Here is a 22,427-nt window from a genome sequence, read left to right as displayed (position 1 = left end):
TGATGTGCTTTCTATTTTTCTAGCATTCGATAACCAATCCCAATCTCTGTCATAATATATTCTGGCTCGACTGGATTGTCTTCGATTTTTTTACGGATATTGGACATGTTCACCCTCAGTGTTTGGCTTTCATTACTATAGGGTCCCCACACTTTTTGAGAAATATACGTATGCGTCAATACTTTTCCAACGTTTTCAGCAAGAACTTGGATGATCTTATATTCATTTGGCGTTAGATGGATCACTCGTCCCTCTTTACTAACAGTATGATGTTCGATATCGATACACAATTTGCCATTGATTATCTTTTTTACTTCAGTCAGATTCGCTCCATTTGTAGCATGCCTTAGAGCAGTTCTAATTCTGGCAAGTAATTCTGGCGTTCCGAAAGGTTTTGTAATATAGTCATCTGCGCCTAAATCTAGTGCCTCTACCTTATTGTCTTCATGATCACGAGCAGAAATAATGATGATCGGCACAGGTGAGGTTTCTCGGATTTTTTTCAACACTTCGATCCCGTCTTGATCGGGCAAACCTAGATCAAGCAAAATTAAATCAGCTGGCCACATCCGAAATGTTGAGAACCCTTCTAGTGCTGAATAAGCTAAACGGATATCATGCTTTTCTTTTTCCAACACCGCCCCAATAAATTCAGCAATCACAGTATCATCTTCAATAATCAAAATCGTTGCCATTATTTTGGCTCCTTTCTTTCCAATGGTAAAGTAAAGGTAAATACTGCACCACCTTGTGGTCGATTAGCCACATTCAGTGTCCCATCATGGGCCATAATGATTGTTTTTACGATCGATAAGCCAATCCCCATACCGCTTTTAGAGTCAACAGGTGTATTTTGTTTGCTCATTCCATCAAATAGCAATTTGATCTGTTCGCTCGTCAATCCTTTTCCTTGATCGGCTACTTCAAAGGTCACATCTTTACTAGTAGCTGTAACGGCCACAAAAATCGGCGCATGACAATTTGAATGACGAATCGCATTTTCCATCAAGTTGAATAACACTTGCTCAATCAAAATCGAATCCATCGGCACCATAACAAATTCGTCTGGCAAGGTCACACTGATTTCACTTTCTGGGTAACTTTTTTTAATACGCTGAATAGCAGATGAAACGACTTCTTCCGCCGCTTCTTTGCTTTTAGCCACTTTCATGGTTTCTTCATTGATACGGGTGATCGACAGTAGATTTTCCACCATGCGGATCAGCCAATCAGCATCATCTTTAATGCCTACAAGTAGTTTTCGCTTCGTTTCTTCTGGTAATTTAGTTGTCTCATGGTCATTTAAAATCGTTTCTACAGATCCGGAAATACCAGTTAATGGTGTTCTTAAATCATGAGAAATAGCTCGTAATAAATTCCCGCGCATTCGTTCTTTTTCATTTTCAAATAGAATTTGTTGTCTTTCTGAAGTTAAGTTATTTTGTTCGATTGCTAATGAAAGCTGAGTAGAAATTAGTTCAATAAAGGTAATGATTTCGTCTGTGATTGGGTTTTCTTTACTTTTCTCAATTCCGATTACAGCTAAGGTCACACCATTTGATAAAACAGGCAAATATAAAGCTTTAGCCCCCATCAATGTATCGGTTCCATATCCTGCTTCTTTTTGATTAACAAACACCCAATTGGCAACAGCTAATTCTTCTAGACTTCTTAACGGACCTTTGATTGGTGCTCCTGAAGGATTTTTAAGTTCTTCTTCTCCGTACAAGACGACTTCTCGGTCCAACATATTCGATAGATATTCAGCAGTCGTTGTTAAAATCTCTTTTTGATCATGTGTCACAAGATATTTCTTATTCAGCTCATATAAAATTTCTAATTGATGCTCTCGTTTCATAGCATAAAAGGCTTGTTTTTTGATCTGCATCATTAAATTACTAACTAATAAGGCCACTAATAGCATGAAGATCAACGTCACTGGGTATCCTTGTTTATACACCGTCAATGAATACAACGGCTCAACAAAAAACCAGTTAAACATCAGGACACTGGCAATCGATGCCAACGCTGCCCAAAGATATCCCGTGGTTAGTCGAGCAACCAGTAAGACAAACAGAATATAAATCAAAATCAAATTTTGATCCCCAATATGAAAATAAGAACCTAATTCAGAAAGTATTGTTGCTACAGTAAGTAAGCCACATGTCATATAAAAATCTTGCCACGTGAAAATGCTTTTCAGATTCTTTTTCTTTGTTGCGTATTTATTCAATAAATACTTACTAGATTGGTATGGAACTAAATGAATGTCCACATCTGGAATAAATGCAACTAACTCATCTTCTAGATCAGGACGATATAAGCGGAGAAAACGTGAGCGTTTGATGACTTTGCCCATCACTAGATCAGTGACGCCGCGCATTTTCACATACTGAACTATCGTTTCTCGTTGGTTATCACTTTCTAAAGTAACAACTTCGCCACCTAGTTTTGTGGCTAACTTTGAATTTTCGGATTCAGCATGTTCAGACGTATCCTCCAAAATTTCTAAGGCGATCCATTCTGTGCCCAAAGCTTGTGCTAAACGAGCCGTCCAACGTAAACATTTTTTGGTCATATCTGGATTTTTTTCGTCGATGATCGTTAATAACTTAGAATGGATCCCTGTACTTTTTTGTGTTTCTTGTTGATTTGTCGTATTGATATGATCTGATGCTTTACGAATCGCAAGACCTCTCAATAACGTCAAATTATCTGTGGTAAAAAAATTTGCCATTGCTTTTCTAGCATTTTCAGAGTGATAGATTTTTCCTTGTTTCAATCGATCAAGTAATTCTTCTGTTTCAATATCAACAACTTTTAGTGAGCTCGTTTCAAAAAATGTATCTGGAACTGTTTCTGAAATATGCACGCCTGTAACTTGTTCAACAACGTCATTCAAACTTTCGATATGTTGAACATTGACCGTTGTATAAACATCAATGCCAGCTTTTAATAACTCTTCAATATCCTGATATCTTTTTCTATTTCTGGCACCAATAGCATTCGTATGGGCCAATTCATCCACCAAAATAATATCTGGTTTTTCTTGTAGTGCCGCATCCACATCAAATTCATTGATCGTAATGCCTTTGTACTCATATTTTTTTGTAGCTAAAGCAGGAAGGCCATTCACTAATGCTTGTGTTTCAGGGCGAGCATGGGGTTCCACATAGCCAATCAGCACTGTTTTCCCTTCTTCTTGTTGTTCATGGGCTTCTTTAAGCATCGCATAGGTTTTTCCCACACCTGCCGCATAACCGAAGAAAACCTTCAGTCTACCAGACCTCAGGCTTTGTTCGTTCTTCTTCCATTTTGCTAAAAGTTGTTCTGGATCTAAACGTTCCTCTTCCACTTTTTGCTCCATCCTTTATTCTTAGGTGAGACAGAAGTGTTCAACTCCAAGAATTATGAAGGAGTTGCTTCTGATCCTACCATTTATTCAGACTCATCCAGCATTTGATTAACACCCAAAACATTCACACGTTGTGACGTGATTGTGCCAATTTTGATGCCAGTGATGTTTTGTTTGATTATAGCACGGACATCATCTTTTTTCATATTTCTGGCTGTAGCGATTCGCTCACTTTGAAAAAGGGCTCCTTCAATTGAAATTTCAGGATCGACACCACTAGCTGAAGCTGTTACTAAATCGACAGGAATATCTGTTCCATTGATTTTTTCTACTCGCTGTTCGACACGCTCTTTTTGTTCTTTTGAAACGGGTGATAATTGACTCACCTCTGTAGGGCGTCCTTGGAGATATTGTTCTCCTTCAAACTTCTGACCGATCAATTTGGACCCGATCACAACTTCTTTCCCAGCTTCTTGTTTTTTGATTAAACTGCCGTTAGCTTGAGCTGAAAAGACAACTTGTCCAACAAGTGTGACTGCAACTGTATAAACTACACCGCACAATAATGTAAATACTAGAATACTTTTTAATGATGCAATCATTATTTTTTTCACGGTTCTTCTCTCCTAACGTTTAAGGCTGAACAGGCTCATCAGCTTCGTCTGAAAAATAGAAAAAATCGATTGTGGCGCCTTTTGGCACACTCTATTTTTATCTTTTTTCCGAGGAGCTAGCCTGTAAAGCTAGATATTTTAAAAGTGTAATGGACTTGATTTGTTTTGACCGAAAATGGAAGCAATGTTCCTTTTAGTCACTTACTGTTGTAAAACAAGTCAATTAATATAAAACAACTGTCAAAAGGATATCGATCAATTTGATTGCAATAAAAGGTGCCACGACACCACCCAATCCATAAACTAATAAATTGTGGCGTAAAATCTGACTCGCTGGTTTCTCTTTATAAGACACACCTTTTAAAGCCAACGGAATCAACGCTACAATAATCAGCGCATTATAGATGATTGCTGATAATATTGCCGTTGTTGGGCTCGTTAATCTCATGATGTTCAACGCATCCAATGCAGGATAAATACTGAAAAACAACACAGGAATGATCGCAAAGTATTTCGCAATGTCATTAGCAATACTAAAGGTTGTTAAGGCTCCACGGGTCATCAATAATTGCTTACCGATTTTTACAATACTGATTAATTTAGTTGGACTGGAATCTAGATCGATCATATTGCCCGCTTCTTTGGCTGCTTGTGTTCCTGTATTCATCGCCACTGCCACGTCTGCTTGAGCTAAAGCTGGCGCATCATTTGTGCCGTCTCCAGTCATGGCAACTAAGTGTCCTTTTTCTTGATAGTCACGAATCAAACTCATTTTATTTTCTGGTGTTGCTTCTGCTAAGAAATCATCTACTCCTGCTTCTGCTGCAATGGCAGCAGCCGTCATTGGGTTATCCCCAGTGATCATAATGGTTTTGATCCCCATTTTGCGCATATCATCGAATTTCTCTTTTACACCATTTTTCACGATGTCTTTTAAGTAAATGACGCCGTAAACTTGGTTGTTTTTAACTACTACTAGCGGTGTTCCACCTTCATTGGCTACCCGTTGAACAATCGCATCACATTCTTCTGGATATAGACTACCGTTTTCTTCCACATATTTCTTCATTGTATCGGCGGCACCTTTACGGATTTCATCGCCTTGATAGTTGATACCGCTCATTCGTGTTTTGGCTGTAAACTCAATAAATTCGACTTCAACATCATTTAATTCTCGACCACGGATATCAAATTTTTCTTTCGCCAAAATTACGATACTTCGTCCCTCAGCTGTTTCATCTGCTAAAGAAGAAAGTTGCGCCGCATCCGCTAAGTCGTATTCTTTAATGCCTGTCACTGGAATAAATTCGCTAGCACGGCGGTTTCCTAATGTTATGGTTCCTGTTTTATCCAATAACAAAATATCAACGTCACCGGCCGCTTCGATTGCACGCCCACTCATGGCAATAACATTTTCTTTATTCAACCGACTCATCCCGGCAATCCCAATGGAAGAAACCAGTGCACCGATAGTTGTTGGTGCTAAACAAACAAGTAAAGCAATGATCACGGTTAAAGATAACGCAGAACCTGTTCCTACTAACTCGCTTGAGAATTTCGTAAACGGCAGCAACGTTGCCGAAACCACTAAGAAAATAATCGTTAGCATAATCAAAATAATTTGTAAGCCGATTTCATTCGGTGTTTTCTTACGTTCTGTTCCTTCGACCATGGAAATCATTTTGTCTAAGAACGACTCACCATTTTCAGCCGTCACTTTGATCACAAGATAATCTGATACAACCGTTGTTCCACCGGTTACCGCACTACGGTCACCACCTGATTCACGAATTACTGGAGCCGATTCACCTGTAATAGCACTCTCATCTACAGAAGCTGCTCCATCGATCACATCACCATCCATTGGAATTTGTTCGTTGACCGCAACATAGACAAGGTCGCCTTTTTTTAGTTCGGATGATTTGATTTGTGTAAATTTTTGATTCTTTACATCATCTAATGAATTGACTTTATGTGCTGTAACGTCTTTTTTAGCTTGTTTCAAACTTTCAGCTTGTGCTTTTCCGCGTCCCTCAGCAATTGCTTCAGCAAAGTTAGCAAATAAAATCGTCAGCCATAAGATAATGGCGATCGCTAAGATGAAAAATGGATTCGCATCTGTATAACCAAAGAATGTTAAGACATAAAGTATGGTCGTTAAGATCGCTCCTGTATAAACCACCAGCATCACTGGATTTTTGACTTGAATGTTTGGCGCAAGTTTTTTAAAAGAAGATTTAAATGCATCCATATAAACACTGCGCTTGTTTTGCGTATTTTTCAAAAGAATCCCCTTCTTTTTCTTATTTTGTAATGAAGTGTTCTGCAATTGGCCCCAATGCCATTGCTGGTAAGAAGCTCAATGCCCCAATAACTAAAATCACAATGATCAACATTGTTACGAACGTTGCATTTGTTGTTGAAAGTGTGCCTGATCCAGTTGCTACGATTTTCTTTTTCCCTAAATTAGCAGCAAGATAAATGATCGCAAGCATTGGAATAAAGCGAGAAAGGATCATGATCGTACCACCTAAAATATTTAAAAAAGTTGTATCTGCAGTCAATCCAGCAAAAGCACTACCGTTATTGTTCGCCAAAGAAGAGAACCCATACAGGACTTCAGAAAATGCATGGGGACCTGAATTCGTCAACCAACTCATTGCTTGCGGATTTAAAATAAATAACATGGTTCCAAGTAAAGTTAAAAGAAGTGGTGTTAAAATCACTAAGCAAACCATTTTCATATCAAAAGGCTCGATTTTTTTCCCTAGATATTCCGGTGTACGTCCAACAAGTAAACCTGCAATAAAAATCGCTAGCAAGATGAACGCAATCATGCCATACAAACCGCTACCTGTACCGCCGAAAATAATTTCACCTAATTGCATCAAGAACATTGGAATCAATCCGCCCAGAGGCATAAAACTGTCTAACATGGCATTGATCGAACCGTTAGAAGCAGCTGTCGTACTTACTGCCCAAAGACTAGACCAACCAATACCAAAACGCATTTCTTTTCCTTCTAAGTTCATTTGACCCAGCACATGATTAAACTGTGGTCCATAATACTCACTCAAGGTCACACCAATCATCGCCGCAATTAAAAATCCAAGTGAAACGATCATGATCGTTCTGCCTTGTTTCCAATCCTTAACGAATAATCCGAATGCAACGATCAAAGCGGCTGGAATCAATAGAATCGAAATATTTTCAACAAAGTTACTGATCAAGTTCGGGTTTTCAAACGGATACGTAGAGTTTCCGCCATAAAAACCGCCGCCGTTCGTTCCTAATTGTTTGATTGCTACTTGACTGGCTACTGTTCCTAAAGGTAAAAAGATTTTTTGGCCTAGCTCTAAACTTGTCGTTTCAACAGAACCAGCAAATGTTTGCACCACACCTTGAGAAATCAAGATCAATGAAACAATAAATGACAGTGGCAATAAAACATATAAGGTAATTCTCGTTAAATCTTGCCAGAAATTTCCAATATATTTTGTTGTTCGATTGGTAAATCCTCTCAATAAAACAAACAATACAGCAATTCCGACCGCCGCTGATACAAAGTTTTGAACCGTCAACCCGAAAGCTTGCGTAAAGATCGATAAGGTATCTTCTCCAGCATATGCTTGCCAGTTCGTATTGGTTACAAAACTTGCAGCTGTATTAAAAGCCAGCGAAAAGCTAGTACCCGGAAGTTTTTCTGGGTTTAGCGGTAAAAACTGTTGCCCCATCATCATCGCCATAAGCAATATCAGAGAAAAAATACTAAAAAACAAAACGCTGAAACTATATTGTTTTGCATTCATTTCTTTTTGAGCAGGTGTTCCTAAAAACTGGTAAATTTTTTCTTCGACTGGATTGATGATTTTCGTCAATATCGTTTTTTGTCCAGTCATGATTTTATGAATATAAAAGCCTAGCGGAATTGCTAAACCGATCAATACAATAAAAAAGATAGCTTGCTGAATAAAAATAGCGCTCACTGTTGATCCCCCCAAAATAGTTCATAGAATAAATAAATTAGCAGTAATGCTGCAATAATGCCGGAAATAATCGTCATCAAAATTCCTCTCCTTCATTTGATAAAAGTATGATATCAAATTCTGTATAAAGATAGTGTTAAAGTTGGCGTTGTTTCTTTATACAATCTTTATACGTGAAGAAAAAAAGGTTTAAGTACGCAAAAAAAAACTCTAAAAACGTCTTCTAGAGTAGCTTTTTAAATAATTAATCTCTTTTGTTTTTATTACACAGAGGAAAACAAACGGTGATTTCAAGTGATCAAAATAATGGATTTATACATAATATAGCGTATTTTACCTTGTCGCCTATCTTACAGTCTTGCGACTGAACGGAGGTGTCCTCTTTATGTTTTTAGCGTTTATCTGTCCACTTCTTGTTGGGATCTTGATCTCGTTATTCAAGTGTTGGTTAAATAAAAAATACAAGAAGTAACAGAAAATAAGGCGACATTAGCCAAAAAAGCCCCTGGAGATCACACTCTCCAGGGGCTTACTCTTTATGTTTTTTATTAGCAACACCATTATACCATGAGACAATCCTTGATATCAAGAACAAAAAAGTATTTCTTACAATAGTTTTTCGATATCATCCGCAATTTTTACTGGCTCCACAGTCGGTGCAAAACGTTTTACAACATTTCCCTCACGGTCAACTAAAAACTTAGTAAAATTCCACTTGATTGCGCCTCCTAGAAGTCCACCCTTTTCACCTTTCAAAAAATCGTACAACGGGTCAGCGTTCTCACCGTTTACATCGATTTTTCCAAATGTTTGAAAAGTCGTTTGGTAGGTCAACTGACAAAAATCACTGATTTCTTGATTGGTTCCTGGCGCTTGATGACCAAATTGATTACAAGGAAAATCTAGAATTTCTAACCCTTGCTCACGGTATTTTTTATACAATTCTTCCAAGCCTTCGTACTGAGGCGTAAAACCACAACCTGTCGCTGTATTTACGATCAAGAGTACTTTTCCCCGATAATCTTCCATTGAAACAGTTTCATTTGCAGTCGTTTTTACCTGATAATCATAAATACTCATTTTACTTCTTCCTCTCCAGTTGCCTATCTTAACTAAATACTAGCTAGTAGAAGTCTATTCGTCAAGAAAACAAACTCTGTTTCTCATCGCATCGGCGTCAATTCTAACAGCACGATCCCATTTGTATCTAGTGTCACATAATAATTAAAGTCATCATCGATTTGCGTATCGAAGACTTTAATCTTCGGGCGAGTACTATCAACAATATATTTTTGTGTTTCTAAATCAAGCGCTTCAGCATTTCTGAACTCTTCATACGTGTAAAATAACGCTCCATTATGACGATTAAAGTCAATTTGCTTAATCTGATACGGCGCTGATTTAATCGCTGCTAGTTCAATCTCAAAGGTCACCGCCTGGCTTTCAAGAAATGCCTCTTCTGAAGAAAGATGAGGGTCAAAATAATTCGTATTAAACAATAATAATTGATATTTCCCATCCAAATAAGTCAGCAAATATTCTTCCCCTTGTGCCAAAACCTTCCCTTCCATCCTTCTCGCTAGCCACAAACAAAAATAGACAGGTCTTTTTCCACTGTAAAAATGGAATAGTTCCAAGCCATCATTTTTCAACGGACGTTCTTGTGTTTGTTTCTCATACAACTCGATATTCAGCCAAAATCCAAACCCAGACACTAACAGATCCAACATCAAAAGATCTTTTAAAATAATTGCCCCTCTAAAGAAAGTGCCATTACTATTTCTAGTCATTCCGGTCAAGGTATTCCATTCCGTAAGATAAAGCGGTAATTTGATTTCGTATTCTTTTAAAATATGCTTGATATGCAAGGTTTTATTCAACACATATTGGTGATAATTTTTTAAATCAGGAAACGTGCTGTCTAAATTTTGAAACACATAATTTGGCTCCGCAGAAAATGACAAAAAATCACAATTTGCAGCAATCGTCTCGCAAAAAAATTGCGTTTGCTGCGGATCATTTTGCTCAAAAAATGGATCAGGTGAAGGAATTTCTGCGCCTACTGCTATTTTAGGAGCGATCTCAAATAGACTTCTTTTTACTTTGAGAAATACAGGATAGTACTCCGCAAGGTTTTGTTCTTTAAATAGACAATTAATCTTCCATTGCTCCGTCATTTTTGCCCCGAATTTATTTTGAACATGACAAAAGAACTTACGGTAAATATCTTTCACACTAACACTCAACTCTTTAAATTCTACAAGAGATAATTGATAAAAAATATTTAACCGAGCCTCTTCTAAAAATGTCAAAACATAGTCCCACTCTTCAAATGCGGGAAATGAATTCATCATCGCTTCTTGATGGATCTGAACGGATAGCGGAATTTGTGTAAATAGAGATTGGATGCTAATATACTTGATCCCAATTTGCTTTTTTATGTCCAGAATTTCAGCTTGGATCTTCTTAGAAGCTAAAGCTTCCCATGATCCAACATGTATAATTACATCTTTTTTTAAATAATCAGATTCAAATTGCTCCGTTGTGATATGAAGCTGTTTCGTCTTTAATGATAATTCTGATGGTCGAGCTTCTTCTAACCCCGTTTGAATATAGCTGTACAATGGTACCAAGATTTCTTTGATCTGAAGTTCAGTTGTTTGGATTACTTGATTGATTTTCTGTGGTGCTTGCGTTTCTTCTAAGTGTGAGGAACGATAACTAGTTGGCGAATCATTAAAGATCTTTTTAAAGTGTTGACGATAGGTTTTACTATTGCTAAAACCGCTATCTAAAGCAATTTGCTCAATACTTTTTTTCGTATACAAAAGCTCTGATAAACTATGCTTTACACAAATCGTCCGCACATAATGAGAAAAGTAGTCTCCTGTTTCCTTCTTAAAAAATTTCGATAACGAGGATTCTGACATAAAAAAATGTTCCGCTACATCAGATAAGAGAATCCCATCGTGATAATGCGCTTCGATATATTCCAAAATCTCTCTTAATTTTTGATTATCAGAAGGGTGATATTCGGTCACTTCTTCTTTTTGAAAATGATGAACGAGAGATAAAATGATCTGTGTTAAAAACAAAGTGATTTTGAGCCTTTTGGAAGGATCGTCGCTAAATTCAACTAAACATAACTCAGCAACTTGTCTTCTTAAAGCTGCGATCGCCTGCATCTTCCCATGCTCTTTTTGAATCGGTGTACAGTCAAAACGAGTATAGAAAAAAGCAGGAAATTGAGCCGCAAAAAAAACACTGTTGATTCTCAATTCTAAATAAGAACAGCTTTGTGATGAATTCGCGGTCATAAAAAGATGATCCCCAGTATTGACCACAACCAGTTCACCTGCACTCACTTGATTCGTTATTTCCTCTATCGTTATAAACATGCTGCCTTTTAAAACAATCAAAATCGTCGTTTCCTTGCATAAGGCAGTCTGTTCTGTTAATAGCTGTTGATAATTGATCTGATAATTTTCATTTACAATCATTTAATGACCTCTTTTATTTATTCTCTTCTTATTATAGCACTAGAAATAGAAAATATCGTCTGTTAGATAGCCTTTTATTTTCCTTCCTATATACTCCAAAAGGGATTTCTGGAATTTAGAAATTCCTATCATTGTGAACTTTTTAATTAAGCATACAATATGAAGTGTAATTGAAAGGAGAATATAAGATGGACGATTTACGTACACAACTATTCACATTGCTTCAACAAAAAGAAGCTGACATGATCAAGATTCGCCGACATTTTCATGAGAATCCAGAACTATCTTTTCATGAGACTGAAACGGCAAAATACATTGCTGATTTTTACGCTGGCAAAGAGTGCGATGTTCAAACAAATGTGGGCGGCGGTAACGGTATTTTAGTCGATATTCATGGTAGTAAAAAAGGCCCGTTCTTAGCGATTCGAGCTGATTTCGATGCCTTGCCGATTCAAGAAGATACAGGATTGCCATTTGCTTCCAAAACACCAAACGTCATGCATGCCTGCGGACATGATGGTCACACTGCCTATATGATGATTTTAGCGGATTCATTGATTGAACTAAAAGATCAATTAGCTGGAACGATTCGTGTGATTCATCAACCAGCAGAAGAAGTACCACCTGGTGGTGCAAAAGGAATGATCGAGGCTGGTTGTCTAGACGGAGTAGATCATGTTTTAGGAATTCACGTGATGAGTATGATGCCGCTTGGTGATGTGCTTTATCATCCAGGTTCTGTTCATACAGGTCGGGCAACCTTTAAGGTTATTATGCAAGGAAAAGGCGGTCATGGTTCTACACCGCAAGATGCTAACGATACAATCGTAGCTGCCTCTCAATTTGTCACAGCCGTTCAAACTATTGTCAGTCGCAGAATCGATCCATTTGATACCGCAACTGTTACGATCGGTTCATTTGACGGTAAAGGTTCAGCCAATGTCATCAAAGATTCTGTGACATTAGAAGGCGATGTTCGAATCATGAAAGAAGAAACACGTGCAATCGTTGAAAAAGAATTTAAACAAATTTTAGATGGGATCTGCCGTACATTCGGAATCAGCTATGAACTTGATTATACCAATGACTATCCTGTCTGTGTCAATGATGCCAAGACCACTGAAATGGTCGCAAAATCCTTATCTGAAGCACAAATACCCGAAGTGAAGCAATTGATCGAATGCGGTCCTCAAACCCCTTCTGAAGATTTTGCTTATTACGCAAAAGAACGTCCAAGCTGTTTCTTTTTCGTTGGTGCTCATAAAGAAGGAACACCAATGTATCCACATCATCATCCAAAATTTTATATTGACGAAGATTGTTTATTGATCGCTGCCAAATCAATGGGTGCAGCAGTTTTACATTATTTATTTGAAGGAGTTTAATCATGAAAGCAACAACACATACAGCAGCAAATGCTGCAACATATAAAGGGACAAATAAATTACTGATAGGAATCGTATTAAGTGTTTTGACCTATTGGTTGTTTGCCCAATCTTTACTAAATATGGCGCCAGCCGTTCAAAGTGACTTAGGTGTTTCTTCTGGCGTATTAAACATAGGAATTTCCATGACTGGTTTATTCTCAGGTATTTTTATCGTTGTAGCTGGAGGCCTAGCAGATAAGCTGGGTAGAATGAAATTAACGTATATCGGTCTTATTTTAAGTGTTATTGGGTCAGGGGCTTTAGTCATTGCACACGGACCTGTTTTATTTGTCGGTGGACGGATTTTACAAGGTTTATCAGCTGCTTGTATCATGCCTGCTACAATGGCTTTAGTTAAAACATACTACGAAGGAAAAGATCGGCAACGTGCTTTAAGTTACTGGTCAATTGGTTCTTGGGGCGGTTCTGGTTTATGTTCGTTCTTCGGTGGTGCCATTGCCAGTTCTTTAGGTTGGCGTTATGTCTTTATTTTTTCAATCATCGTTTCAATTTTAAGTGCATTATTGATTTTTGGTACACCCGAAAGCAAGGTTGAATCTAATAGTAATAGTAAATTTGATTCAATCGGTTTACTTTTGTTTATCGTTTCAATGGTTGCCTTGAACGTTGTCGTTTCTAAAGGGTCAGAATTAGGCTGGACTAGCCCCATTGTCCTTATCTTAGCGGCAGTAGTTATCATTGGATTGATTGCTTTTTATAAAGTAGAACAAGCAATGGATAATAGTTTTGTAGAATTTTCTTTATTTGAAAACCGCGGCTACCTTGGTGCAACGATTTCAAATTTCTTGTTAAATGCGGTTGCCGGTACTTTGATCGTAATCAACACTTATGTCCAACAAGGGCGTGGTCTTTCTTCTGCAAAAACAGGGATGTTATCGATCGGTTACTTGTGTCTAGTTTTGATCACGATTCGCATCGGTGAAAAATTATTGCAAACGATCGGCGCAAAAAAACCAATGTTATGGGGCACGATTCTTTCTGGTACTGGTGTTGGTTTGATGGCTTTAACTATGGTTACAGGAACTGCATACTTTGTCTTAGTTTTTATTGGCTACAGTTTATTCGGAATGGGTCTAGGTATGTATGCAACACCATCTACTGATACTGCGATTTCCAGTGTACCGAATGAAAAGGCCGGTGTAGCTTCTGGTATTTATAAAATGGCCAGCTCACTTGGCGGAGCATTAGGAGTAGCCATTTCTGCTGCTGTCTATAACGGCTTTAGTGCTGGAGGAAATTATACTCAAGGAGCTACATTCGGCTTACTGACAAATATTCTTTTCTGCGTTTTAGCTTTAGGTTCTATCGTATTTATTATTCCAAAAGAAAAACAAGTATAAGGAGAGAAAACATCCATGAATAATCAAGAAGCATTACAATTATTAAAAGAAGTTGTTCAAATCAAAAGTATTTTAGGAAAAGAAAAACTAGTCGCTGATAAACTACAAACGCTCTTTGAACAGTATGATATTCCTTGTGAACAAGTTGAATATAGTGAGGGACGTAATCAGTTAGTTGCTACATTAAAAGGCAATGAAGCAGGTCCTGTCTTAGGTTTTTCAGGCCATATGGATGTCGTTCCTGTAGGCGAAATCCCTTGGGAGGAAGATCCATTTGCAGCAATTGAAAAAGATGGTTTACTTTATGGACGCGGCACATGCGATATGAAATCAGGCTTGATCGCAGCTGTTGTTGCGATGATTCGTTTAAAAGAAGCAGGTGCTAATTTCAAAGGAACAATCAAACTCTTAGCTACTGTGGGAGAAGAAACTAGTGCTATCGGTTCTGGTCAATTAGTCGACAAAGGCTATGCCGATGATCTAGACGCATTAGTGATCGGTGAACCAACAAATGTTGAAATTGGTGTAGCGCACAAAGGTGCTTTATGGCCTCGCATCACAACTTACGGGAAAACAGCGCATGGCTCAATGCCAGATCAAGGAGTAAATGCGATTGAGCATATGCTTTTAGTTTTAAATGCCTTTAAAGAAACGTTTGATTTCTCTCAATCTGTGGATGAATTAGTGGGTGCATCGACTTCTAGCCTAGATATTATCAATGGCGGCAACGGTACAAATGTTGTACCCGATAAATGTACAGTAGAAATCGACATTCGCACAATCAAAGCACAAGATCACACTGAACTGAAACAACAATTCAAAGACATGTTGGATAAATTAACAGCAACAGTACCAGATTTTAAAGCCGAAATTGAATTCATCAATGATTTACCCTCAATGAAAACTGAACTTGACGATCCATTCACTGTCTTAACACAAAAAGTCGTTTCAAAAGTGACAGATAGCCCAGCTAATACATTTGGTATGACAGGTTATACCGACGGCTCTCAATTTGGACGGGTAAAAAAAGAGTTCCCAATTTTGATCCTCGGTCCAGGTGAAACAAAATACGCACATCAACCGAATGAATTCGTTGATATTAATGATTTTTATCAAATGATTACAATCAATGAAACTCTTGCAAAAGAATTTTTGAAATAAACAATAAAAAAAGTCGAAATGAACTTCAGTCCGTTCATTTCGACTTTTTCTATCGTTTTCAACTCCACTCAAATTTCAAATAACTTTTTCGTCAATCTTTCCAGTTCTCCTATTGCTGGAAACTGCGAAACCTTGATACTTAGGCACCCTTCAAGTGCTACTAACATTACGTGGTTATAAATAATCACGTTGATTCCTTCTTTTTTTACATACTCTTCTGTAATTTTTTCATTAAAAACCCAGACAACATCAAAATTACTTGGAATTCTCTTTTTTAAAAGAGCGATCAAATGTTGTACATAACAGGCTTCACCAGAAATACTTAAAAGAATTTTTTTATTATTTTCGATCGTCGTGTCGATTAAATATGAACTAAAAAGCAAACTTAAATTGGTTGCTACATCCTCTGGATAAAGCAACTTCGCATCATGTGTTAATTGAACTTGTTTTAATTTAGTCAAACAAGCTTGATAAATCTCAGGAAATTCTGTTTTTGCATACTGATTTAATTCAAATGAGTTTCTTTGAAACAGCGGTGTTATTCTGGATAATAAGCTGATATTTTCCAAAAATGAATTCACACAATGATACATCTCTTCGCTTTTTAATGGATCTAGAGGAATCGTTCCTTCAAAATCAAAGATCGCATTATACTTATTCTCATAATTAGATTTTCGTGTCAGATTGATCGAATAAATTTCCCCTTCAGGAGGCAAATAGATCACACTTGCCAAGGTTGTTATATAAGCATAAATATGTTCTTCATAAGGTAGATTTTCTATTGAAAAATACTTTTTCATCAATTGGTCATAAATCTCAGAAAATACGTCAAAACGCTTTGTCATAGGATATTTTTGTGTAGGATCTTGTTTTTTTGGCATATATAATTGCTTGTTGACTCTTTGTAAGATCACATGATGCCATAACTTCGCCCGATTAGCATCCAATGTTAAAACTCTTTGGTACTTTTTTAAAAATGCTTCCTGAAACTCATAATAAAATTTTTGTACCATTGTATCTAAGTGAATATCTTCTTCTCTCCATCCACGCTGACTTGTATAATCAAAATAGAGATACCGAATATTCGCTTCCTCACCAACCAAAGCTAGAAAAGGAGACAATTGTAAGGTTAGGTTATACCGTTCCAATACTTCAGTCAGACTAGGTAAATAGCGTCTTAATGTACGTTCTGATAGCCAAATACGTTCACACCAAGTTTCGATAGAATATTCTTCACCATCCAAAAGAGCACTCAATAACGTAAAAAGCGGTTGTTGATCAATAATATCTGATAAGACTTCTTCAATCGTATAGGTGCTATCTCGATTAAAAATAATTGTTTCTTTTTTCACTTGCACAAAACCATCTATCACGGGGCTATATTCTTGTAGCAGCTCTAAATCACTCTTTAACGTCTTTTTAGTCACACCTAAACTATCTGCCACATCTTCCATTGTTAATAAATCAGACGTATCCGCCAAAAAATAAATCAACTGAATCAATCGGATCGCTTTTTTGTCTGTTACTAAATCTATATACAATTTCCGCATGCTTTTTCCCCCTTAGGTGTGTCGTTCAGTTTAGTTATCTTTATTGAAAATACCTAGTAATAGTATAGCATGCGCGCTTTTAAAAGACGCCTGATATGATTCTTTTCCTCTTATAAAAGTGGGGCAAACAAGCCGCATATTTTGCCTTTGATTTTTTGCCAAGTGCTTCTTTGTGCTAATTCAAGCGCAGTTATTTTTCTGGCATTGATTTTGTCCTTTTTAAAATCAGCTGTTAATTTTTGAATCGCTTGTCCACTATACAAAATGGCGGACACTTCGTGGTTGATATCAAAACTACGAATATCAAAATTAGTTGAACCGATCGTGGCTACTTTTTCATCAATAATCATTATTTTACAATGTAAAAAAGCTGTATTATCATACTTATAAACATGGATGCCCGCACTAACTAAAGCTTCTAAGTAAAAGTCATTCCCATAATAAGAAAGTTTTCTGTCACCTTTCCCAGGAATAATAATTTCCACTTTGATTCCATTGCGGGCTACTCTTCTTAGCAAAGCCAGCATCTCGTCATCAGGAACGAAATACGGGCTTGCGATAGAAATTTTTTCCGTAGCCGAGTCCATCAAATTAAAAAGAACATCACGAACTACTCGCTCTTGATCGTAGGGTCCGCCATAAATCACTTGTCCTTCGTCATTTCCTTCCTCAATAATCGGAAAGTAATTTTCTGTCATAAACTCATTGGCGCTTCCATGACTGTTTTTCATATACAACCAATCATATAAGAACGCTTCCTGAAGTTCTGTAACTAACGCCCCTGTTACTTGCAAGTGTGTATCCCGCCAATGAGAAAACTTTGATGTGATTCCTAAGTATTCATTTCCAACATTTAAGCCTCCAGTGAAACCAACTTTGCCGTCTATGACGATCACTTTCCTATGATTGCGCCAATTCGCCCTAGCAATGTGATAAAACGATCGAATCGGATTAAAAATTTCTACTTCTATCTGGGCAGCTTTTAAAGAATCCAAATACTCATCAGATAATTTAACTGAACCTAAGCCGTCCACTCCAAATCGAACCTGCACGCCTTCCGCTGCTTTCCTTATCAGGATATTTCTAAGTTTATCAGCAAGTTCATCCTCTTTGATTATAAAATAAAACAAATGTATATGATGTTCCGCTTTGTTTAATGCCGAAAAAATCGCTGTAAATGTCTCTTCTCCATCCGTTAGTACATCAAACCGATTGCCACCCAACACTGCTTTTCCAGACAACTGTTTGTTTTTTTCTTCTACATTACTTAAATGCTCAAGATCCTTCGTTTCTAAATTCTGAACATAGTAAATCAAGTCTTCTTGCTCTCGCTTTTGAATCGCATTGCTTTTTAGATTCTTCCGTCCAAAAAAAAGATACAGAAATAGCCCCACAATTGGTACAAAATACAAAGTCAGCACCCAAGCTATTTTTACACTCGTTACATCTGTTCGTCTAAAAACAATGTAGATACTTAATAAAATCGACAGCAGCTCAAACAATGTGAAAATAATCAACATAAACTGCGGGAAAAATATGAAAATCATACCAAATGTGAGTAACGTAACAAATAAAATGATACAAAACTGCCGTACTGTTTGATTCATGATTACCCTCCTCTAAAAAATAATTATTCTATCGATTTCATCTAAAGAACACTATAATTTTTTACACAAAAAACTTATTTATTCATTATAATAACGAATTAAAATCCAATAATACAGGCATTTTTTTCACTTTAAGGGAAAATGTTGCCAGATACACATCAAGTATTGCATTAATCCCTTGCGGTTATTGGGTTCTAAGATAAAAAAATTATAATAATGGCAAAAAATGCCAATTCACTACTTTTTTTGCCATTCAATTTAACAACTTCCCGTGATAAATTTGTGATATAGAAAACAAGCAGGGAAAATAGACACTGCTCAAAAAATACCACATCCTATTTTCCTGTCAAAGCTAGCTGAACTCATTACGCTTTTATAAAAGGGAGGGTTAAACATGAAAATAGAGCAGTATTTCTCTTACGGATACCTTTTTGAAGCCATACTATTGAATAAGCATGGCGAAACGATTGCAAAACAATTTGTTTCTATGGAATCACATGAAGAAATTGCTATGGAAAAAATTATTTGTCACATTTCTTTGTTGCAAGATTTTAAGTTACATCAGATCAGATTGATTGATGAAATTTGGATGGTTAAGGAATAAAAATAGGCATAAATAAGAAAGGATGTTTTTAAATGAATAAAAAAAGATTAGTTGATACATTTACTGAGTTAGTCGAAGTAGCATCAATTTCTCGTCAAGAAGGGGCCTTTGTCCAATTATTAAAAGATAAACTAACAACATTAGGTTTAATAGTCTATGAAGATGATTCTATGGAGACAACAAAACTTGGAGCAAACAATTTAATCGCAAAACACGCTGGAAATTTAGCTAAAGAGCCAATCTTTTTTTCTTGCCACGTGGATACCGTAGAGCCTGGTGAAAATATTGAAGTGGTCGAAAAAAACGGTATTCTTTACTCTAAAGGCGAAACGATTTTAGCCGCAGACAATAAAGCCGGCATCGCGATTCTTTTAGAAATGATGGAAACAATTCTAGAAAACAATATCGAAACAGGCCCAATCGAGTTGGTCTTTTCCCCTGGTGAAGAAATCGGTTTGATTGGAGCAGCAGCATTGGATATGTCATTGATCGATTCAACATTTGGCTACGTATTTGATAATTCTGGTCCAGCTGGACACGGAATTGTTGCCAGCCCTTTCTTATATATGTTCGACATCGAAGTGACAGGAAAAGCGGCACACGCAGGTTTAGAACCAGAGAAAGGAATTTCTGCCTTTACAATTGCTCAGACTGCGCTTGAAGCCATTCCATTCGGCCGACTTGATGAACACACTACTTCAAATATCGGAAAAATTGCTGGTGGCGCTGGTGTCAATGTCGTGATGGAGCATTTGACAATCCAAGGAGAAGTAAGGGCGATCTCAGATGAAACAGCACGTGCCTTTCTTGCTTCGTTAGAACATGCATTCCAACAAGCTTCAATCCAGTATGGCGGTAACTTCACTCTTTCTGTTGATCAAAAAGCAACTGGTTTTCATTTAGCTGACAATTCTGATCCTGTTAGAATTGCTAAAGCCGCAACAAGTAAAATTGGTCGTACCTTTATCCCTGAAATTAGCGGTGGCGGCAGTGATGCCAATATCTTTAATGCACATGGTAAACCAACATTGAATCTATCCATTGGATACGAAGAAATCCATACAGTCAATGAATACATCCCAATTACTGAAATGTTGAAGTCAATTGAACTAGCTTTAGCAATCCTCGATGAAATCCCGAACATCGATACTTCAAGCGGGTCGCCAAGATGACTGCGCTTAGGAAAGGCCAAAATATTTTTCTGATCATTCTTGCGGTCTTGCTGCTGAGCATCTCGATCAATATGTTTTTGGGTCCCCATCATATAGCAGCAGGAGGCGTAAGTGGATTAGGTATTCTGGCAGAAGCTGCTTTTTCGATCGATAGATCAATCATCGTGTTGTTTTTAAATTGTTTGATGCTCCTTTTAACAATCATCTTTTTAGGAAAAAAAGTGTTCTTTAATACACTGATCGGCAGCTTATTGTTCCCTTTATTTTTAGCCGTCGTTCCTGAAATAATGGTTACCTCAGATCGATTATTATCGGTTATTTTTGGCAGTGCCATTTTTGGGATCGGCGTAGCAATTCTATATAAGATTGGGGCTTCTAGTGGCGGAACTACCATTCCTCCACTAATCTTACAAAAATATTGGCACATTAATACCTCAACAGGTCTACTAGTTACGGATGCTTTTATTGTCTTACTGAATGTTTTCATCTTTGGTATTGAATCATTTCTGTTTGCAATATTATCGATCATCATCACGTCGATCGTCATGACCTATATCGAAACTGGAGTTAAGCGAAGAAAATCTATTTTGATTTTCAGCCAAGATAAAACAAATGAGATCAAAGAAGAACTATTGCAAACTGTTAATCGAGGTGTCACACTCTTCAATGTTACTGGTGGAAAAACCGAGCAAGAAAATCAAATGTTGATGATTGTCAGTTCAAATAGTGAATATCCAGCAGTCATGCAGATTATTGATCAGATTGATCCAAAATCATTTGTCATCGTTTCAAATGTCGCTGAAGTTCACGGTTTAGGTTTTACTTATCACCCTATTCAGTGAGTTAGTCAAAAAAGAAAACATCTATCAAGAAAAGGAGCGCGAAAATTATGAATTCTGTGTTAGCTTTTACAATTATTATGCTTGTTTGGACGGTCAGTGATTATATCTCAAAAAAAACAAAATCCCTACTCTCAACCTTGCTAATTGCCTCATTAATCTTTTTGATTGGATTTAAAACAAACTTGTTTCCAGAAGATTTACTTCCTAGTTCATCGTTATTAGCCTTAGGAACAACTGTTGTCGGGTTTATCTTAGTCCATCTAGGAACCACGATCAGTTTGAAAGAATTTAAACAACAATGGCGAACCTTTTTGATTGGCGTCGCCGCAACACTGGGAATCGTGGCTGCTTTACTTCTTGTTGGTCCTTTATTTGAAAGCCAAAGCTATGCGATTGCAGCAATTGGCGCGATCTCTGGCGGTACAATTTCGATCATCATGGTTCAAGATGCAGCAATAGCTGCGGGCTTATTATCAGTGGCTGTTTTACCAGTTTTGATTTCTGCATTTCAAGGATTGATTGGTTTCCCTTTAACTTCATTGATTCTAAGAAAAGAAGCCAACCGTTTACATCAGGAATATCAAGCAAACCCAGATGCTTTTGCTAATACTGATAAAATCGAGGAAAAAGAAGAAAAGAAAACACGTCTACCTGAGCTTTTCCACACAACAGCTGGTACACTCTTCGTCGTTGGAGTTACTGTTTTACTCGCTACGTTTGTTAATAACTTGACGAATGGCATGATCAATACCTTTATCCTTTGTTTGTTATTTGGGATTGCACTAAGAGAGTTAAATCTTTTCAAACCAAATATTTTGAATGGCATTGATGCATATGGTTTAATGATGTTGGCTATCTTAATCATCATTTTTGGTCCTTTAGCTACGATTTCCATTCATGACCTGATCGAATTGATTTTACCATTAACACTTTCATTTTTAGTTGGTGTTACTGGAAATGTTATATTCGCCGCGATTGCTGGAAAGTTTTTAGGGTATAGCTTGTCTATGTCCATTGCGATCGGTTTAACTTCATTATATGGATTCCCAGGTACGATGATTCTCAGCCAAGAAGCTGCAAAAAGCGTGAATGGAACTCCTGAAGAAATCGCCTTGATCGAGGGACAGATTCTACCTAAGATGGTGATTGCAGGATTTTCTACCGTAACGATTACGTCTGTTTTTATAACTGGGATTTTAGTGAATTTGATTGGTTAGATTAAAAAAAGAAAAAGTATGTCCTTGAAAA

At 37.2% G+C, this 22,427-nt stretch carries 18 protein-coding genes; 8 read left to right on the top strand and 10 right to left on the bottom strand.

Going from position 1 to position 22,427, the window contains the following annotated elements; genetic code table 11:
* Positions 1-11 precede the first annotated feature (11 nt).
* The 6 genes from AC4BB7_RS03185 to kdpF all read right to left on the bottom strand — a co-directional run bounded on the left by AC4BB7_RS03185 (position 12) and on the right by kdpF (position 8,032).
* Entirely contained in the window at positions 12-695 is a 684-nt protein-coding gene (locus tag AC4BB7_RS03185; protein ID WP_490484401.1) for a response regulator transcription factor, read from the bottom strand.
* The gene (locus AC4BB7_RS03180) at positions 695-3,367 is read right to left on the bottom strand and encodes a DUF4118 domain-containing protein (protein ID WP_490484400.1); all 2,673 of its coding nucleotides are present in this window, start codon (positions 3,365-3,367) and stop codon (positions 695-697) included. Before AC4BB7_RS03180 ends, AC4BB7_RS03185 begins: the two co-directional genes overlap by 1 nt.
* Positions 3,368-3,438: 71 nt before the next feature.
* On the bottom strand, positions 3,439-3,969 hold the full coding sequence (locus tag AC4BB7_RS03175) for a potassium-transporting ATPase subunit C (protein ID WP_490484399.1): 531 nt from the start codon (positions 3,967-3,969) through the stop codon (positions 3,439-3,441).
* Between the two features lie 223 nt (positions 3,970-4,192).
* Positions 4,193-6,253: a potassium-transporting ATPase subunit KdpB gene (gene kdpB / locus AC4BB7_RS03170; RefSeq protein WP_086315485.1), complete on the bottom strand. Its 2,061-nt coding sequence runs from the start codon at positions 6,251-6,253 to the stop codon at positions 4,193-4,195.
* Positions 6,254-6,272: 19 nt separating this feature from the next.
* A complete protein-coding gene (gene kdpA / locus AC4BB7_RS03165; protein WP_086315484.1) occupies positions 6,273-7,955 on the bottom strand; it encodes a potassium-transporting ATPase subunit KdpA in 1,683 nt (560 codons plus the stop codon).
* Positions 7,952-8,032: a K(+)-transporting ATPase subunit F gene (gene kdpF / locus AC4BB7_RS03160; RefSeq protein ID WP_069635352.1), complete on the bottom strand. Its 81-nt coding sequence runs from the start codon at positions 8,030-8,032 to the stop codon at positions 7,952-7,954. The genes kdpA and kdpF overlap by 4 nt, the downstream gene beginning before the upstream one ends.
* 308 nt (positions 8,033-8,340) lie before the next feature.
* On the opposite strand from kdpF, the gene AC4BB7_RS03155 reads away from it, so the two are divergent.
* Entirely contained in the window at positions 8,341-8,427 is an 87-nt protein-coding gene (locus tag AC4BB7_RS03155) for a type I addiction module toxin, Fst family (protein ID WP_490485114.1), read from the top strand.
* 134 nt (positions 8,428-8,561) lie between these two features.
* On the opposite strand, the gene AC4BB7_RS03150 is transcribed toward AC4BB7_RS03155, so the two are convergent.
* Positions 8,562-9,035, bottom strand: a complete 474-nt coding sequence (locus AC4BB7_RS03150; protein WP_086315483.1) for a glutathione peroxidase — start codon at positions 9,033-9,035, stop codon at positions 8,562-8,564.
* 83 nt (positions 9,036-9,118) lie between these two features.
* Positions 9,119-11,455: a helix-turn-helix domain-containing protein gene (locus AC4BB7_RS03145; RefSeq protein ID WP_490484398.1), complete on the bottom strand. Its 2,337-nt coding sequence runs from the start codon at positions 11,453-11,455 to the stop codon at positions 9,119-9,121.
* Between the two features lie 188 nt (positions 11,456-11,643).
* Here AC4BB7_RS03145 and AC4BB7_RS03140 point away from each other — a divergent pair, with 188 nt between their 5' ends.
* From AC4BB7_RS03140 to AC4BB7_RS03130, 3 genes are read left to right on the top strand one after another with little or no spacing between them, the layout of a single operon-like run.
* Positions 11,644-12,840, top strand: a complete 1,197-nt coding sequence (locus AC4BB7_RS03140; RefSeq protein WP_490484397.1) for a M20 family metallopeptidase — start codon at positions 11,644-11,646, stop codon at positions 12,838-12,840.
* Positions 12,841-12,842: 2 nt separating this feature from the next.
* The gene (locus AC4BB7_RS03135; RefSeq protein ID WP_086315480.1) at positions 12,843-14,243 is read left to right on the top strand and encodes an MFS transporter; all 1,401 of its coding nucleotides are present in this window, start codon (positions 12,843-12,845) and stop codon (positions 14,241-14,243) included.
* A 15-nt stretch (positions 14,244-14,258) separates the two neighbouring features.
* The gene (locus tag AC4BB7_RS03130) at positions 14,259-15,404 is read left to right on the top strand and encodes an ArgE/DapE family deacylase (protein ID WP_490484396.1); all 1,146 of its coding nucleotides are present in this window, start codon (positions 14,259-14,261) and stop codon (positions 15,402-15,404) included.
* 68 nt (positions 15,405-15,472) lie between these two features.
* Here AC4BB7_RS03130 and AC4BB7_RS03125 read toward each other — a convergent pair whose 3' ends face one another.
* Both AC4BB7_RS03125 and cls read right to left on the bottom strand, forming a co-directional pair.
* The gene (locus tag AC4BB7_RS03125; RefSeq protein WP_490484395.1) at positions 15,473-16,954 is read right to left on the bottom strand and encodes an AcpB/EbpR/MafR family transcriptional regulator; all 1,482 of its coding nucleotides are present in this window, start codon (positions 16,952-16,954) and stop codon (positions 15,473-15,475) included.
* A gap of 110 nt (positions 16,955-17,064) precedes the next feature.
* On the bottom strand, positions 17,065-18,561 hold the full coding sequence (gene cls, locus AC4BB7_RS03120; RefSeq protein ID WP_490484394.1) for a cardiolipin synthase: 1,497 nt from the start codon (positions 18,559-18,561) through the stop codon (positions 17,065-17,067).
* Between the two features lie 394 nt (positions 18,562-18,955).
* Here cls and AC4BB7_RS03115 point away from each other — a divergent pair, with 394 nt between their 5' ends.
* From AC4BB7_RS03115 to AC4BB7_RS03100, 4 genes are read left to right on the top strand one after another with little or no spacing between them, the layout of a single operon-like run.
* Entirely contained in the window at positions 18,956-19,165 is a 210-nt protein-coding gene (locus AC4BB7_RS03115) for a hypothetical protein (RefSeq protein ID WP_086315476.1), read from the top strand.
* 32 nt (positions 19,166-19,197) lie between these two features.
* Positions 19,198-20,337: a M20/M25/M40 family metallo-hydrolase gene (locus tag AC4BB7_RS03110; protein ID WP_490484393.1), complete on the top strand. Its 1,140-nt coding sequence runs from the start codon at positions 19,198-19,200 to the stop codon at positions 20,335-20,337.
* Positions 20,334-21,179, top strand: a complete 846-nt coding sequence (locus AC4BB7_RS03105) for a YitT family protein (RefSeq protein ID WP_490484392.1) — start codon at positions 20,334-20,336, stop codon at positions 21,177-21,179. Before AC4BB7_RS03110 ends, AC4BB7_RS03105 begins: the two co-directional genes overlap by 4 nt.
* Before the next feature lie 47 nt (positions 21,180-21,226).
* A complete protein-coding gene (locus AC4BB7_RS03100; protein ID WP_086315473.1) occupies positions 21,227-22,396 on the top strand; it encodes a hypothetical protein in 1,170 nt (389 codons plus the stop codon).
* Positions 22,397-22,427: the final 31 nt, after the last annotated feature.

Source organism: Enterococcus sp. AAFC-DPL-5182 (assembly GCF_058216605.1).
This window is presented reverse-complemented; position numbering and strand designations above follow the sequence as displayed.

Coding starts and splice junctions, on each gene's coding strand:
- AC4BB7_RS03185 (WP_490484401.1), bottom strand. CDS start 695: ATGGCAACGATTTTGATTATTGAAGATGATACTGTGATTGCTGAATTT.
- AC4BB7_RS03180 (WP_490484400.1), bottom strand. CDS start 3,367: ATGGAGCAAAAAGTGGAAGAGGAACGTTTAGATCCAGAACAACTTTTA.
- kdpF (WP_069635352.1), bottom strand. CDS start 8,032: ATGACGATTATTTCCGGCATTATTGCAGCATTACTGCTAATTTATTTA.
- AC4BB7_RS03155 (WP_490485114.1), top strand. CDS start 8,341: ATGTTTTTAGCGTTTATCTGTCCACTTCTTGTTGGGATCTTGATCTCG.
- AC4BB7_RS03150 (WP_086315483.1), bottom strand. CDS start 9,035: ATGAGTATTTATGATTATCAGGTAAAAACGACTGCAAATGAAACTGTT.
- AC4BB7_RS03145 (WP_490484398.1), bottom strand. CDS start 11,455: ATGATTGTAAATGAAAATTATCAGATCAATTATCAACAGCTATTAACA.
- AC4BB7_RS03140 (WP_490484397.1), top strand. CDS start 11,644: ATGGACGATTTACGTACACAACTATTCACATTGCTTCAACAAAAAGAA.
- AC4BB7_RS03135 (WP_086315480.1), top strand. CDS start 12,843: ATGAAAGCAACAACACATACAGCAGCAAATGCTGCAACATATAAAGGG.
- AC4BB7_RS03130 (WP_490484396.1), top strand. CDS start 14,259: ATGAATAATCAAGAAGCATTACAATTATTAAAAGAAGTTGTTCAAATC.
- AC4BB7_RS03125 (WP_490484395.1), bottom strand. CDS start 16,954: ATGCGGAAATTGTATATAGATTTAGTAACAGACAAAAAAGCGATCCGA.
- cls (WP_490484394.1), bottom strand. CDS start 18,561: ATGAATCAAACAGTACGGCAGTTTTGTATCATTTTATTTGTTACGTTA.
- AC4BB7_RS03115 (WP_086315476.1), top strand. CDS start 18,956: ATGAAAATAGAGCAGTATTTCTCTTACGGATACCTTTTTGAAGCCATA.
- AC4BB7_RS03110 (WP_490484393.1), top strand. CDS start 19,198: ATGAATAAAAAAAGATTAGTTGATACATTTACTGAGTTAGTCGAAGTA.
- AC4BB7_RS03105 (WP_490484392.1), top strand. CDS start 20,334: ATGACTGCGCTTAGGAAAGGCCAAAATATTTTTCTGATCATTCTTGCG.
- AC4BB7_RS03100 (WP_086315473.1), top strand. CDS start 21,227: ATGAATTCTGTGTTAGCTTTTACAATTATTATGCTTGTTTGGACGGTC.